Source organism: Limimaricola variabilis (assembly GCF_014195545.1).
Taxonomy (GTDB): domain Bacteria; phylum Pseudomonadota; class Alphaproteobacteria; order Rhodobacterales; family Rhodobacteraceae; genus Limimaricola; species Limimaricola variabilis.
Genome location: NZ_JACIBX010000010.1, coordinates 1 through 13,787 on the forward strand (window position 1 = coordinate 1; position 13,787 = coordinate 13,787).

General features: G+C 63.7%; 13 protein-coding genes and 3 pseudogenes. 12 read left to right on the forward strand and 4 right to left on the reverse strand.

Annotated elements, in window-relative coordinates; genetic code table 11:
* Positions 1-370 precede the first annotated feature (370 nt).
* Positions 371-1,213, reverse strand: a pseudogene (locus FHS00_RS12840) (IS3 family transposase); the annotation flags it as partial.
* Positions 1,214-1,278: 65 nt separating this feature from the next.
* Between FHS00_RS12840 and FHS00_RS12845 the strand changes: the two are divergent.
* Positions 1,279-2,328 carry an IS110 family RNA-guided transposase gene (locus FHS00_RS12845; protein ID WP_183474348.1) on the forward strand — a complete coding sequence of 350 codons (1,050 nt, stop codon included), beginning with the start codon at positions 1,279-1,281 and terminating at the stop codon, positions 2,326-2,328.
* Between the two features lie 226 nt (positions 2,329-2,554).
* Here the strand turns inward: FHS00_RS12845 and tnpA are convergent.
* Positions 2,555-2,818: pseudogene (gene tnpA, locus FHS00_RS12850) on the reverse strand (IS66 family insertion sequence element accessory protein TnpA); the annotation flags it as partial.
* A gap of 192 nt (positions 2,819-3,010) precedes the next feature.
* Between tnpA and FHS00_RS17590 the strand changes: the two are divergent.
* A complete protein-coding gene (locus tag FHS00_RS17590) occupies positions 3,011-3,625 on the forward strand; it encodes a hypothetical protein (protein WP_221188836.1) in 615 nt (204 codons plus the stop codon).
* A gap of 141 nt (positions 3,626-3,766) precedes the next feature.
* Here FHS00_RS17590 and FHS00_RS12860 read toward each other — a convergent pair.
* Positions 3,767-4,021: pseudogene (locus FHS00_RS12860) on the reverse strand (SMC-Scp complex subunit ScpB); the annotation flags it as partial.
* A gap of 228 nt (positions 4,022-4,249) precedes the next feature.
* Between FHS00_RS12860 and FHS00_RS12865 the strand changes: the two are divergent.
* The 5 genes from FHS00_RS12865 to FHS00_RS12885 are packed head-to-tail and all read left to right on the forward strand — an operon-like array spanning position 4,250 to position 7,835.
* Positions 4,250-4,954, forward strand: coding sequence for a GntR family transcriptional regulator (locus tag FHS00_RS12865; RefSeq protein ID WP_183474351.1), 705 nt, complete (start codon positions 4,250-4,252; stop codon positions 4,952-4,954).
* A 15-nt stretch (positions 4,955-4,969) separates the two neighbouring features.
* A complete protein-coding gene (locus tag FHS00_RS12870) occupies positions 4,970-5,752 on the forward strand; it encodes a transporter substrate-binding domain-containing protein (RefSeq protein ID WP_183474354.1) in 783 nt (260 codons plus the stop codon).
* 46 nt (positions 5,753-5,798) lie between these two features.
* Positions 5,799-6,473 (forward strand): amino acid ABC transporter permease, encoded by a 675-nt coding sequence (locus FHS00_RS12875; protein ID WP_183474357.1) that lies wholly within the window; start codon positions 5,799-5,801, stop codon positions 6,471-6,473.
* Positions 6,470-7,120 (forward strand): amino acid ABC transporter permease, encoded by a 651-nt coding sequence (locus tag FHS00_RS12880; RefSeq protein WP_183474360.1) that lies wholly within the window; start codon positions 6,470-6,472, stop codon positions 7,118-7,120. The genes FHS00_RS12875 and FHS00_RS12880 overlap by 4 nt, the downstream gene beginning before the upstream one ends.
* The gene (locus FHS00_RS12885) at positions 7,107-7,835 is read left to right on the forward strand and encodes an amino acid ABC transporter ATP-binding protein (protein WP_183474364.1); all 729 of its coding nucleotides are present in this window, start codon (positions 7,107-7,109) and stop codon (positions 7,833-7,835) included. Before FHS00_RS12880 ends, FHS00_RS12885 begins: the two co-directional genes overlap by 14 nt.
* Before the next feature lie 248 nt (positions 7,836-8,083).
* On the opposite strand, the gene FHS00_RS12890 is transcribed toward FHS00_RS12885, so the two are convergent.
* Positions 8,084-8,841 (reverse strand): IS5 family transposase gene (locus tag FHS00_RS12890; RefSeq protein ID WP_183474367.1). Its coding sequence is split into 2 segments (ribosomal slippage): positions 8,084-8,520 and positions 8,520-8,841, totalling 759 coding nucleotides; the frame shifts between segments, so codons are not numbered across the junction.
* Between the two features lie 209 nt (positions 8,842-9,050).
* Between FHS00_RS12890 and FHS00_RS12895 the strand changes: the two genes are divergently transcribed.
* The 5 genes from FHS00_RS12895 to FHS00_RS12915 all read left to right on the forward strand — a co-directional run bounded on the left by FHS00_RS12895 (position 9,051) and on the right by FHS00_RS12915 (position 13,641).
* The gene (locus FHS00_RS12895; protein ID WP_183474370.1) at positions 9,051-10,124 is read left to right on the forward strand and encodes a tyrosine-type recombinase/integrase; all 1,074 of its coding nucleotides are present in this window, start codon (positions 9,051-9,053) and stop codon (positions 10,122-10,124) included.
* Between the two features lie 271 nt (positions 10,125-10,395).
* A complete protein-coding gene (locus FHS00_RS12900; protein ID WP_183474373.1) occupies positions 10,396-11,154 on the forward strand; it encodes an amino acid ABC transporter substrate-binding protein in 759 nt (252 codons plus the stop codon).
* A gap of 4 nt (positions 11,155-11,158) precedes the next feature.
* Positions 11,159-11,833 carry an ABC transporter permease subunit gene (locus FHS00_RS12905; protein WP_183474376.1) on the forward strand — a complete coding sequence of 225 codons (675 nt, stop codon included), beginning with the start codon at positions 11,159-11,161 and terminating at the stop codon, positions 11,831-11,833.
* Positions 11,830-12,561 carry an amino acid ABC transporter ATP-binding protein gene (locus FHS00_RS12910; RefSeq protein ID WP_183474379.1) on the forward strand — a complete coding sequence of 244 codons (732 nt, stop codon included), beginning with the start codon at positions 11,830-11,832 and terminating at the stop codon, positions 12,559-12,561. Before FHS00_RS12905 ends, FHS00_RS12910 begins: the two co-directional genes overlap by 4 nt.
* Positions 12,562-12,867: 306 nt before the next feature.
* Positions 12,868-13,641, forward strand: a complete 774-nt coding sequence (locus FHS00_RS12915; RefSeq protein ID WP_183474382.1) for an outer membrane beta-barrel protein — start codon at positions 12,868-12,870, stop codon at positions 13,639-13,641.
* Positions 13,642-13,787 lie beyond the last annotated feature (146 nt).

A 13,787-nucleotide genomic window follows, 5' to 3' on the forward strand; every position in this document is an offset into this window, starting at 1 on the left:
CGGTCGTCAGCCAGAAAAGGTTGCTCATTGATCATGCTCCTCGGGGAGCCTGAATCACGCAGCCTCATCAAGATCAATGGGTCCTGAGCCTAGGTACTCCAGAAGCGGCGCGCGCTGTTTCCAACTGTGACCATTGCTCGAAAACAATGAGCTATCGAGCAGGAGTTTTCCGGTTTGGGAAGTATTTATGTGCAGCTGACGCTTGAGGAGCACCGCTAGGTCAATCGCTCGCGGCATGCGAGTATATTTTTGGATGAGATGGCGCGGGTAGCGGCAGCGCGCGCCTCGGTGGCCTGCCCCCTGAAAAGTGGTCCTCCCTGAAGTAGGCTTTCGAGCCAGTTCGGGCTTCACCCCATTCTTGGTCCGGGCGCTATGCGACCTTTCGGGCTGGTTCGAGTTGAGCCGCGAAGGCGCTGGGGGTCAAGTTTCCCAGCGCCGAGTGCGGCCGGTGGTCATTGTAATCGATCCTCCATTCATTGATGCGTTGGCGGGCGTCGGCCATCGACAGGAACCATGAAGCGTTCGGACACTCCTGCCGGAGCCGGGCGTTGAATGCCTCGATGTGGGCGTTATCGCTGGGTTTTCCCGGCCTTGAGAAATCCAGCTCCACCTTGTTGAGATAGGCCCACTGGTCGAGCAGGCGACTGGCGAACTCGGGCCCGTTGTCGACACGAATGCTTCGAGGCTTGCCTCGAAGCCTGGCGATCCGGTCGAGCTCATCGATGACCTGGTAGGCTTGGAAGTTGGTCCTCGCAGCCGTCGCGAGAGCCTCTCTCGTGCGGCAGTCGACGATGGTCAGGATGCGGAAGGGCCGATCATCGAAGAGCTTGTCGGACATGAAGTCCATCGCCCAGACGTCGTTCACGCCTTCGGCCTCGGCGCGGCCCGATCGGTAGCGGCAAGCGCGGCGGCGTTTCGGGCTGCGGGTGCGGATCGACAGCCCTTCCTCGCAATAGATCCGATACAGGCGCTTGTGGTTCAGCTGCCAGCCTTCGCGTTGAAGCAGCACGTGCAGTCGTCGGTAGCCGTAGCGCACCCGGCTCTCGGCCAGCTCCTTCAGCCGCAGGCGCAGCGCAACGGCTGGGTCACGGCGTGACTTGTATCTGTGCGAGGCCCGCCCGAAGCCCATGGCTTGGCACGCTCTGCGTTCCGACAGTTCGAAGACATCCTGGTAGTGCCGGACGACTTCGCGGCGCCGGACGGGCCTCACCACTAATGGGATGGTCCGCCCCGCATCCAGGCATAGCCTTTGCCGCTATAGGAGAAGGAGGATAACGGATGCGCATCAATCCCAAACCGGAAGCCGCCGTCTACGGCATCGACCTTGGCAAGAAAGTATTCCACCTCGTCGCACTCGATGCAGGGGGTCGGCCCATCCAGAGAGCCAAGTTCACCCGCGACACGCTCCTGCGCTTCTTTGCATCAGCCACCGCTGCACGGGTGGGCATGGAGGCTTGTCCCGGCTCCCAATGGCTTGCTCGGAAGCTTATCGAGCTCGGCCACGACGCCTGCATCATCCCCGCGAAGTTCGTGAAGCCCTATGTGAAGTCGAACAAGACGGATGTGGTGGATGCCGAAGCCATTGCCGAAGCGGTGACCCGTCCAACCATGCGCTTCGTCCAAGTGAGAACGCCCGAGCAGATTGATCTGCAAGCATTGCATCGTATCCGCGATCGGCTGATCCGCAGCCGAACCGCGCTGATCAATCAAGCCCGCGCTTTCTGCCTTGAATATGGTTTGGCAATGCGAACCGGCGCCGGCGTGTTCCATATCGACATCCGGCGCCATCTCGACTGCACAGAGAACGATCTGACTGACACCATGCGCGCCATGCTGCGTGATCTCCTCGACGATCTCGACCACCTCGAGGGGCGCATTGCGGAGATCTCGAAGGCAATCGAAGCGACGGCCCATACCGACGAGGTCGCTCGTCGTCTCATGACCGTGCCCGGAATTGGACCGTTGGGCGCCACCGCTCTCATGGCTGCGGCCGGGAATGGGTTGCAGTTCCGCAAGGCGCGGGACATGGCCGCCTGGCTCGGTCTCGTGCCCGCCGAGCATTCCACTGGCGGCAAGCAGACCCTTCGCGGGATCAGCAAGCGAGGCAACGGCTATGTCCGACGCCTGCTCATTCACGGAGCGCGATCATGCTTCCTGCACCTCGATCGCGAGAAGCACGCGCTCGGCCGGTGGTTGAGGGCACTCGAGGGGCGCACGCATCGCAACAAGGCGGTTGTGGCGCTGGCGAACAAGATCACACGGATTGCTTGGGCGATCCTTACGCGGCCCGGGCAACTCTATCTCCGCTCGAAGGGAGCTGCTGCCTGACGCCGACCGCCCACCGATTGCAGGAGGCACGATGACCGAACGGCTGATCGGCCACGGGTAAACCATTCGCAAAAAAGCGGGACGCGATCCCGTAGCAACTAATCTGGAACCCGAGGCGCGGATCTCATCAAGGCCTGGCCGCCAAAAGCGGCCCACTGATCAGAGGCCGGATACATTTACGCAAGCCTGAATGGCATCGCGCAGCTTGCAAGCGCGGGGCGGACCATACATTTTTTGCGAGCATTTCCTTGAGCGTGGCCATGTCCAGCATCTGCTCCGCCAGCATCTTCTTCAGCTTCGCATTCTCAGCCTCCAGCGCCTTCAGCCGCTTGACGTCGGGCACTTCCATGCCGCCATACTTCGAGCGCCATTTGTAGAAGGTCGCATCGCTGATCCCGTGCTGGCGACACAACTCCTTCACCCCGAGCCCGGCTTGGTGCTCCTTCAGGATGCGGATGATCTGCTCCTCGCTGAACCGGCTTCTTCTCATCGTCTGTCTCCTCGCTTGGAGAACAGGCTAACTTCAAAGCGCGGACATTTCAGGGGAGCAGGTCAGCCGACGGACGAGCCGCACACCTATGTCGACTTCGTGCGGTATGGTCACGTCGGGAACGGGGCGGCCAGGACAGGCGAGAGGACTTGGCGCCGTCTGACCGAGGAGGCCACCGGATCGGCGAAGTCGGTGTTTCATTTCGATGTGCAGGGCTCGGTGGCAAAATCCATCCATTCCGGGATCCCCTGGCTTCGGGCACTGCGCAGGGCGAAGCCAGAACTCCACTTCTGGCCGTTCGACGGCTGGGCCCCGGCTTCGGTGGCCTCGGTTGTCGTCGAGGCGTATCCACGGCTTTGGAGTGCGACCTATCCAAGAGACGCGCGCACGCCCGACCAGCATGACGCCTATGCTATCGCGCGATGGGTCCAAGAGGCCGATCTCAGCGGTGATCTGGCAGGTGCCTTCGCAGCGCCTGCGCCCGAACCGGTCGCCATGACGGGACAAGTCGAGGGGTGGATCCTTGGAGCCACCTGGCCGCCGGCCAAGAAGCCGAAGTCGAAGCTGAAGCCGCCCATGCAAGGCGCGGCACCAGCCAGAACGACACGGCCGGGCTTCGTCAATCGCAACGAACAGGAAGTCCTGCGGAAGACCGACCTTCCCGGCAACGACCACAACCAGCTCGTCTACATCCTCCGATGCCGACGCTGCGGCGAACGCTACGGGGCGAACGGCTCGGATATTTTCCAGCGACGCTGCCCGGCCTGCGGGGCTGGCCAGCCGGGATTGCCGATCGATCACCGATGATGGGGGGCACCTCGAGCCGCCGCACGTGCAGCCCGATCTTGGCCATGCCGGGGGCTGCCGAAAAGACAGATAGAAACGAGCAAAGCCTTTGGCGCATGACCGGGGAGGTTCGGTAGCCGACGATCCGGCCGTTATCCCACCCTACTCCCCCGCCAGCCCCGCGTCACGCAGCGCTTCGGCATCGGACAGGTCGCGCAGGTCCTGGAGCCCGAAGGCCGCCACGAAGCCTGGTGTGGTGACGTAGGTGTAGGGTGCCCCGCGGCGTGGCGCCCACGGCCCCGGCGCGATCAGATCCCGCGCCGCCAGCCGGCCGATCAGCTCGCGGGAAATGTCGTACCCGAAAATGTCCTTGAGGCCGGCGCGGGTGACCGGCTGGTGGTAGGCCACCGGAACCAGTCGGTTGCAAAACCGCCGCGCGGGCGATCCGACATCAGATAGGTTAGCGCCCTCGAGGCCAGCGCGTCATGCATTTGCTCGGAGATGCGTCTCGGCACGGCAATGATGCCGAACTTTGCGGCAATAGCGGGGTTTCGACTCGTCGATCGCCCCACGCAGTCTGGGCGCGCACGTTCCTGGAATGCAGGCCTTGCATGCAAGACTGATTGACCACGGAGCCTCACCCCCATGCCGGACGGTATTGAACGCAGCCTGCTCGCCGCCATCGTCGAGGGCCGTCTCGCCCCCGGCGCGCAGCTGTCGGAGGCGCAGCTCGCCGAGGCCTTTGGCGTGTCGCGCACGTTGGTGCGCGAGGCGCTTGCCCGGCTGCAGGCGCGGCACGTGGTCGCCGTGCGCCCGCGCCGCGGCTGGTTCGTGGCCCGCCCCGACAGCGACGAGGCGGCGCAGGTCTTCGCCGCCCGCCGCGCGGTCGAGTACGGCTTTCTCGCCACTGCGCGCCCCTTCGACGCCGAACAGGTCGCCCGGCTCGAGGCGCATCTGGCCGAGGAGCGCGACGCCATCGCCCAGGGCGACAAGCCACGGCTCACCTATCTGATGGGCGATTTCCACGCCCGGATCGTGGCGGTCGCGGGCAACGAGCCGCTGACCGAGATCATGCGCAACCTGACCGCGCGCACCATCCTGATCTCGCTGTGCCGTCAGTCGTCCGACGACGCGCTGGCCTCGCATCGCGACCATGTCCGCATTGTCGGGGCGATCGCTGCGGGCGACATGGCCGAAGCCGCGCGGCTTTCGGTCGAGCATCTCGACGCGGTCGAGGCAGGTCTGGGGCGCGACACCGCGCCCGACCCGCTGGCCGCACTCCGCGACACCCTCCGTCTCGATCCGGCGCCGGACGGAGCGGCCTCCTCCTTCGCGCCCTCCCCTCTCTGAAAACGGACTCCTCCCATGATCCACAGACGCAGCCTCCTCGTCGCCGCCACGCTGGCGCTCGGCTTCGCCGGAAACCTCGCGCGCGCCGACGCGCTCTCCAACATCCAATCCTCGGGAACGCTGCGCGTCGCGGTGCCGCAGGACTTCCCGCCCTTCGGCTCGGTCGGCACCGACATGACGCCGCAGGGCTACGATATCGACGTGGCGAAGCTGATCGCCGGGGAAATGGGTGTCGATCTGGAGCTGGTGCCGGTCACCTCGGCCAACCGCATCCCCTATTTGCAGACCGGCAAGGTCGATCTGGTGATCTCATCGATGGGCAAGAACCCCGAGCGTGACGCGGTGATCGATTTCTCGATGGCCTATGCGCCGTTCTACAATGGGGTCTTCGCTCCCGAGGACATCGCCATCGAAGGCCCGGACGATCTCGCCGGCAAGGTGGTCGGCGTCACCCGCGGCTCGATCGAGGATCTGGAACTCAGCGAGATCGCTCCGACCGAGGCCACGCTGCGCCGCTACGAGGACAACAACGGCACCATCCAGGCCTTTCTCTCCGGCCAGGTCGAGGCGATCGCCACCGGCAACGTCGTCGCCGCCGCAATTCTCGAACGCAACCCGCCTCAGCGGCCGGAGATGAAGTTCCTGGTCAAGGATTCGCCCTGCTACATCGGTCTGAACGAGAACGAGCCCGCGCTGATGGAGGCGCTTGACGCCATCCTCGCCGCCGCCAAGACCGACGGCCGCCTCGATGCGATCTCGCAGCAGTGGCTCGGCATGCCGCTGCCCGAGGGGCTGTGATCTCGCGGGGCCGCCACCGCGCGGCCCCGCTCACCCGGAGATATCCATGACCTACAGCTTCGATTTCGGCTGGCTGGCCAGCTATTGGCCAGTCTTCGCCGCGGGCGTGGCGATGACGCTGCAACTGATCGTCATCGGCGGGCTTCTGGGCATCGCGCTTGGCATCGCCTGCGCCTGGGCGCGCAGCCTTGGGCCGCGCTGGCTTGGCACCCCGGTCGCCGTCTATGTCGAACTCATCCGCAACACCCCCTTCCTGATCCAGCTGTTCTTCATCTTTTTCGGCCTGCCGGCGCTGGGACTGCGGCTGGGCGAGGTGCAGGCCGCGACGCTGGCGATGGTGATCAACCTCGGCGCCTATGCCGCCGAGATCATCCGCGCCGGGATCGAGGCCACGCCGCGCGGCCAGTTCGAGGCCGGGGCCAGCCTGGCGATGAGCCGCATCCAGACCTTCCGCCACGTGGTCCTGGTCCCGGCGCTGGAGCGGATCTGGCCGGCGCTGGCCTCGCAGGTGGTGATCGTCATGCTCGGCTCGGCGGTGGTCAGCCAGATCGCGGTCGAGGATCTGACCTTCGCCGCCAACTTCGCCCAGTCGCGCAGCTTCCGGGCCTTCGAGGCCTACGCGGTTTCGACCGTCATCTATCTCGGCCTCGCCATCGCGCTGCGCGCCGCGCTGATGCGCTTGGGCGGACTGATCTTCCCGGCCCCGGAGACCGCGCGATGACCCAGTTCACCTTTGTCGATATTCTCACGAACCTGCTCTGGGCCAGCCGCTGGACGGTGCTCTTATCTCTCGCGGCCTTCGCGGGCGGCGGGCTTCTGGCGCTGGGGCTGTTGTTCGCGGCGATCGGCCGGGCGCGCTGGCCGGGGCGCCTGGCGCGGCTCTATGTCGAGATATTCCAGGGCACGCCGCTTCTGATGCAGCTGTTTCTGGCCTTCTTCGGGCTGGGGCTTCTGGGCATCGACGTCTCGCCCTGGCTCGCCGCCTGCGCGGCGCTGATCCTGTGGAGCGCGGCCTTCCTGGTCGAGATCTGGCGCGGCTGCGTCATGGCCATTGGGCGCGGCCAATGGGAGGCCTCGGCCGCACTCGGCATGGGTTACGCCGCGCAGATGCGTCACGTGGTGCTGCCGCAGGCGCTCAGGCTCGCGGTGCCGCCGACGGTCGGATTCTCGGTGCAGGTGGTCAAGGGCACGGCGCTGACCTCGATCATCGGCTTTCTGGAGCTTACCAAGGCCGGGACCGTGCTGTCCAACGCCAGCTTCCAGCCCTTTACCGTCTTCGGCCTCGTGGCCCTGATCTACTTCGCGCTGTGCTTCCCGCTGTCGGTGGGCGCGCGCCGTCTCGAAAGGAAACTGAATGTCGCTCATTGAGATCGCGGGCTTGCACAAGAGCTTCGGGTCGACCGAGGTACTGCGCGGCATCGACTTGGCGGTGGCTTCGGGCGAGGTGGTGGCGATCATCGGCCGCTCGGGCTCGGGCAAGTCGACGCTCTTGCGCTGCATCAACGGGCTGGAGAGCGTGGATGCAGGCGACATCACCGTCGCGGGCGAGGCGCTGGGGACGGGCGAGGCGCGGCTGCGGGCGCTCAGGCTCAAGGTCGGGATGATCTTCCAGCAGTTCAACCTCTTTCCGCACAAGACCGCCGGGCAGAACGTGATGCTGGCCCGGCAGGTGGTGCGCGGCAGCCCGCGCGCCGAGGCCGAGGCGCTGGCGCGGCGGATGCTCGACCGGGTGGGGCTGGGGGCAAAGTTCGATGCCTATCCGGCGCAGCTCTCCGGCGGGCAGCAGCAGCGGGTGGCGATCGCGCGGGCGCTGGCGATGGAGCCGCTGGCGCTCTTGTGCGACGAGGTGACCTCGGCGCTCGATCCCGAGCTGGTGGGCGAGGTGCTGGGCGTGGTGCGCGAGCTGGCCGCCGAAGGCATGACGCTGATCATGGTCACCCACGAGATGGCCTTCGCCCGCGAGGTCTGCGACCGGGTGGTGTTCATGCACGAGGGCCGGGTGCACGAGATTGGCCCGCCGGCCGAGATCTTCGCCGAGCCGCGCACGCCCGAGCTGCGTGCCTTCGTGGCCCGCGGCCATTGAGCGTGTGACAAGCGCATCACGCAGTTGGCCATTGCGGCGCGCGCCCTGGATGCCTCCGCGAGGGCGAGCATCCGGAACACTGGCTCGGCGCTCAGACAGGTTTGGTCCCTATCGCGCGAGGTTTGAGTGCCTCCCTTCCAGCCCCGCATCGCGCAGCGCTTCAACATCCGGCAGGTCCCGCAGATCCGAGAGTCCGAAGGCGGCGAGAAAGCCCGGCGTGGTGACGTAGGGTCAGGACTCGTTAACCTTCAAAGCCAGAACATGACGGTCGCAGCCAAGGCTATGGCAGAGAGGAAGACCTTCGGGCATCTGTCGTAGCGCGTGGCAATCCGCCTCCAGTCCTTCAGGCGCCCGAACATGATCTCGATCCTGTTGCGCCGCTTGTAACGACGCTTGTCGTGCTTGACGGGTGTGGCGCGAGACTTCCGGCCCGGGATGCAGGGCTTGATCCCCTTGCCCTTTAGGGCCTCGCGGATCCAGTCCGCGTCATACCCCCGGTCGGCGAGCAGCCATTCTGCGTCAGGCAGGCTGCCCAACAGCGCTGCCGCCCCTGTGTAATCACTGGCCTGGCCAGCGGTCATAAAGAACCGGATGGGGCGTCCCTGGGTATCGGTGACGGCATGCAGCTTGGTGTTCATGCCGCCCTTGGTGCGTCCGATCAGCCGCCCGCGCCCCCCTTTTTCAGCCGCAGGCTGGTCGCCGTGCGGTGGGCTTTGAGGTAGGTCGCGTCGATCATGACCGTCTTTCTCTCCGGGCTTTCAGTGGCCAAGCCTTCCATCATTCGGGCGAAGACACCTTTGTCACTCCACCGCTTCCAGCGGTTGTAGAGGGTCTTGGCTGGACCATACTCCTTCGGAGCATCGCGCCACCGCAGACTGTTGCGATTAACGAAGATGATGCCGCTCAAGACCCGCCGGTCATCGACGCGTGGCTTGCCATGGCTCTTTGGAAAGAAGGGCTGCAACCGGGCCATCTGCTCGGTCGTCAGCCAGAAAAGATTGCTCATTGATCATGCTCCTCGGGGAGCCTGAATCACGCAGCCCCATCAAGATCAATGGGTCCTGAGCCTACTGGTGGTCGATCGCAATCTCCCGGCATCTCGGAATCTATCGCCCTCACGCCGGGGTCTGCACCTGGACGGCGCGTTACCTGTCCAAGGACAAGCTTTACAAGCAAAGAGCTCTCGGTCCTGCATTGGACGCGGGCCAAGGCGCCTTGCGGTTCGAGGCCGCATTGGATCTCGCTGAGGCATGGTTCGCGGCCCCCTATGTCGCCGACAAGGCGCATGCCGCCCGCCCCGCCGAGCGGATGTCGGGGGTCAGGTTCTGCCCCATCGGGGATCTCTACACGGTCGGCCACGCTCTCGCTGACTACACCGCCTGGACGAAGATCGCGCATTCCCCGGGCGGACACTACAACACGCTGGCGCTCATCAACCATCATCTGGCGGACGAGCTGCTGTTCGTGCCGGTCAACGAGATCGTCCCTCACCACCTTCGGCGGCTGGCACATCGCGTGCTGGAGTGCCCACCGAAGTTCGGCTTCCAGCTTGAACGGCCGAAGGTCCGGCTGTGCGACCTCACCCCTAAGGATCTCCGCCGCCGCAAGCGTACGTTCAACAGCCTGGTGACGATCCTGCGTATGGCGCTTCGCCTTGCGTGGGAGAACGATCATCTGGAGGCCGAGCGCACATGGCGCTGCCTGCGCCGGTTGCCGGTGAACCACACGCCCCGCCGGGATTTCCTCGACCGTACCCAGTGCCGGCGCCTACTCGCCGAATGTCCACCGGCACTGCGACGCTTGGTGCTGGGGGTTCTCTACACCGGCTGCCGCGTCGGCGAGCTGGGGCAGCTGCGCGTGGAGGACGTCGCCTTCCAGATCTACGGCCTGCGCATTCCGGCTTTCAAACGAAGCCCCGCCCGCTTCGTCTTCCTACCAGATGAAGGCATGGCCTTCTTCCAGAAATGCTGCCTGGGCAAAGCCCCCCGGGACCATGTCCTGCTCTCGAAATCCGGAAAAGTCTGGCGGCGCCAGCATGCCGGTTCGTTTCGACTTGCCGCTGCCCGGGCCGGCCTGTCATCCACTTTCGTTTTTCATGGTCTGCGGCATACCTATGCCAGCGACCTTATCTGCCATGGCGTGCCCCTGGAGGTCGTGGTCCGACAACTCGGTCATGCAGTTACCCGAGCGGTCGCATCGACCTACGGGCATCTGGCCGAGCGTTATCGGGAGGAAATGATCCGCAGTAGGTTCTCGGCATTGGTCGCTGAACCGGCAGGAACAGGGTAGATTTGATAGGAACACACTGACATTGCCGCAAGGCTTTCTTGGCAGATGGCCAGAAGGGGAGATTCAAGTTCGGGTATTCGCCAGCTATTCGTGGCCACAGTCTAACTCCAGCCATGCCCGAAACGCGCGTGCCAACTTCTCCCGCCTGAAGAACACACCCGTTCCTGTCGCCAGGGCGAAGCCGGCCGTCACGGTCTTTTCTCTCCAACTCCATTGATGCCTTGCCGTCTCAAGCGTAGGTCGGGTCTTCCGTAGAGAAAGGAGCTTCGTCATGCTCAGGTCCCTTGCCCTGGCTGCCCTCATCACCGCTGCCGCCCCCCTCGCCTCGGCGCAGGAAGACGGCACGCTGCAGGTTGGTATGTCCGGCGGCTACTTCCCTTTCACCTTCGTTCGCCAAGACGTACTGCAGGGCTTCGAGGTCGACGTGATGAACGCTGTAGCGGAAGAGACAGGGCTCGAGGTCGAGTTCGTCACCATGTCCTTCTCCGGATTGATCGGTGCATTGGAATCGGGCCGCATCGACACTATCGCCAACCAGATTACCATCACGCCTGAGCGCGAGGAGAAGTTCGTCTTCACGCAGCCTTACGTGTTCGACGGCGCGCAGGTGGTGGTGAAGGCCGGCAATGAGGGCGAGATCAATGGTCCTGAGGACCTCAAGGGCCGTTCGGTCGCAGTGAACCTCGGCTCAAACTTCGAGCAGCTGCTGCGCGAGCTGCCCTATGCCGACGAGATCGACATCCGTACCTATGAGAGCAACATCGAGCAGGACACTGCGCTCGGTCGGGTCGATGCCTTCGTGATGGACCGCGTCTCCTCGGCGCAGGTGATCAAGGAAAGCCCGCTGCCGCTGGCGCTGGCCGGGCAGCCGTTCTCGGAGATCCGTAACGCCCTGCCCTTTCGCGACGACGAGGCAGGCCGCGAGCTACGCGATCGGATCGACGCTGCACTGACCACACTGAAGGACAATGGAACCCTGGCCGAGATCTCCGACAAGTGGTTCGGCAACGACATCACCACCGCGGAGTGACACTGTGCGGGCACTCGACTTCGACTACATGCTGGGTCTGGTGCCTGTGCTGCTGGGGTACGTGCCCCTGACGCTAGGCATGGCGCTGGCCGGCATGGCGCTGGCGCTGGTGCTGGCCTCGCTGCTGGCGGTCGAGCGGGTAGCGAAGCTGCCCGTGCTCGATCCGCTGGTGGTGCTGTTTATCAGCTTCTTCCGCGGCACGCCGCTGCTAGTGCAGCTGTTTCTGTTCTACTACGGCCTGCCGCAGGTGATGTCCTTCTTGACCCAGATCAACGGCGTCACCGCTGCAATCATGGGACTGACGCTGCACTTCTCGGCTTATATGGCCGAGAGCATCCGGGCCGCGATCACAGGCGTTGATCGCAGCCAGTGGGAGGCAGCGCAGGCAGTCGGGATGACCCAGTCTCAGATGATGGCGCGGATCGTGCTGCCACAGGCCGCGCGCATCGCTGCGCCGACGCTGGTCAACTACTTCATCGACATGATCAAGGGGACCTCACTGGCCTTCACCCTCGGTGTCACCGAGATGATGGGTGCGACCCAGAAGGAGGCGGCGGGCTCGTTCCTCTATTTCGAGGCTTTTCTCGTGGTCGCTCTGATCTACTGGATCATCGTCGAGACGCTGTCTTTCGCGCAGCGCGGCCTCGAAGCCCACCTCAACCGGGCCTTTACCCGATGATCGAGGTCAATGGACTGACCAAGGGCTTCGGCCAAGGCCCGGTGTTGAACGGCATCGATCTGATGATCGAACCCGGCGAGCGGATCGTAGTGATCGGCCCATCTGGCACCGGCAAGTCGACGCTGCTGCGTTGTCTCAATTTCCTCGACCGGCCCGAGGCCGGCACGATCCGCGTAGGCGACCTGACGGTGGATGCCGCCAAAGCCACCAAGACGCAGATCCTCGCACTGCGTCGCCGCACCGCCTTCGTGTTCCAGAACTACGCGCTTTTCGCCAACAAGACCGCACAGGAGAACATCACCGAGGCCTTGGTTACCGTTCAGAAGAAGCCGCGCGCGGAAGCCGAGGCCCGTGCTAACTCGATCCTTAGGGAGATCGGGCTTGAGGAGAAGTCCGACAGCTACCCCGCCGCGCTCTCGGGCGGACAGCAGCAACGCGTGGGCATCGGCCGGGCCATGGCGCTCGACGCGCAACTGATGCTGTTCGACGAGCCGACTTCGGCGCTTGATCCCGAATGGGTGGGTGAGGTCCTCGACCTAATGCGGCGCGTGGCTGAGCAGCACCAGACCATGCTGATCGTCACCCACGAGATGCAGTTCGCCCGCGAAATTGCTGACCGGGTGATTTTCATGGAGGGCGGACGGATTGTCGAACAGGGCCCGCCGGAGCAGATATTTGATGATCCGCAGGACGCGCGCACGAGGACCTTCCTGCGTCGCGTGCGCTGATGCTCAATCCCCGCTAATTGGGGTAGCCACGCCCGGCGCCTCAGATTGATGCACCACATACTTGAGCCGGCCCTGCTAGCTCAAGTGCCCTACACAAGTCGCAGCAGCGCGAACCAGCCACTACGATAAGTCCCTGAGGCGGTATCCCCCCGTGGGAACCTGCCCATGCCCTACCGCGCTTGCGGTGCCACACTGGGGCCCTCCTTCTGCAGCGGCGGCAAGTGATAACTATAGGTTGTTTTTTTGGTATTGCCGATCTCCTGAAGGTGGTATCTATGTTGGTCATGTTTTCGATTGGAGAATGTGATGAAGGTTGTCTTCCAAGCGCTTGTTGGCGTGATGGTCACCGCGGTACCCGCACTTGCTGAGCAGAAGGTTTTTGGGGAGGCCGAGGTCGCCTACGGGCAAACAGACTTGGAAGACCTCGATGACACGGCTGATCACCTCAACCTCGGGGGCAAAGCAGCTTTCGTGTCTTCCGCCGGTCTCGGCATCCAGTTGGGCGCAAGTTACTCCAATCTGAGCGTTAAGGGGGCTGGCGAGGCTGACATCTATTCCTATGACGCTCATGTCTACGGAGATGCCGGAGATTATAAGGTCGGGGCATTTATAGGTCGCATGGAAATCGATGAGGTCGAGATCTACGGGCTGGGTTCTGCGGACCTGAACGAGACAGTGACCAGCTATGGGCTGGAAGGTCTGGTGGATCGCGGCCCCATCACCTACCGGGGCTATGTAGCTCGAGCAGATATCGATGGTACCGACAATATCATCTACGGCATCGGGGCCGACTTCGACGTGAACCAAGCTTTCGAGATAAGCGCTGATTATGATGCCATGGACGTGTCGATTGACGGCTTTGAAGAAGAGCTGGAAGTTAGTGCGTTCAAGCTGAGTGCGGGCTATTATGTCCCGCAGGCGCCTGTTCGCTTGTCTGCTGCCATTGGCCGGAGTGACATCGAGTTCGATGGAATGGATGCGAACGCAACAAGTTTTGGCATCGGGGCTTCGTATCTCTTCGGAAATAGGGCTGACGCAGCGCGTGAAAAACTGTTCAGGTCGGTTGCTGTCCCGTTCTGAGCCAAGAAGGCTTTGAAATCCTGATGAAGGATATCCCTCTCAAGAGGTTTGAAACGCACGCCTTATCATATTCAGAGGCCGGCTGGAGGGCAGCGCAGTTGGGCCCTGTTCTTTACGTACCCGGTATTTCCGTCTCCTGCGCATTT

Bases quoted from the DNA above. Each gene is read 5' to 3' on its own strand.
- FHS00_RS12845 (WP_183474348.1), top strand. From the start codon at position 1,279: ATGCGCATCAATCCCAAACCGGAAGCCGCCGTCTACGGCATCGACCTT.
- FHS00_RS12865 (WP_183474351.1), top strand. From the start codon at position 4,250: ATGCCGGACGGTATTGAACGCAGCCTGCTCGCCGCCATCGTCGAGGGC.
- FHS00_RS12870 (WP_183474354.1), top strand. From the start codon at position 4,970: ATGATCCACAGACGCAGCCTCCTCGTCGCCGCCACGCTGGCGCTCGGC.
- FHS00_RS12875 (WP_183474357.1), top strand. From the start codon at position 5,799: ATGACCTACAGCTTCGATTTCGGCTGGCTGGCCAGCTATTGGCCAGTC.
- FHS00_RS12880 (WP_183474360.1), top strand. From the start codon at position 6,470: ATGACCCAGTTCACCTTTGTCGATATTCTCACGAACCTGCTCTGGGCC.
- FHS00_RS12885 (WP_183474364.1), top strand. From the start codon at position 7,107: ATGTCGCTCATTGAGATCGCGGGCTTGCACAAGAGCTTCGGGTCGACC.
- FHS00_RS12900 (WP_183474373.1), top strand. From the start codon at position 10,396: ATGCTCAGGTCCCTTGCCCTGGCTGCCCTCATCACCGCTGCCGCCCCC.
- FHS00_RS12910 (WP_183474379.1), top strand. From the start codon at position 11,830: ATGATCGAGGTCAATGGACTGACCAAGGGCTTCGGCCAAGGCCCGGTG.
- FHS00_RS12915 (WP_183474382.1), top strand. From the start codon at position 12,868: ATGAAGGTTGTCTTCCAAGCGCTTGTTGGCGTGATGGTCACCGCGGTA.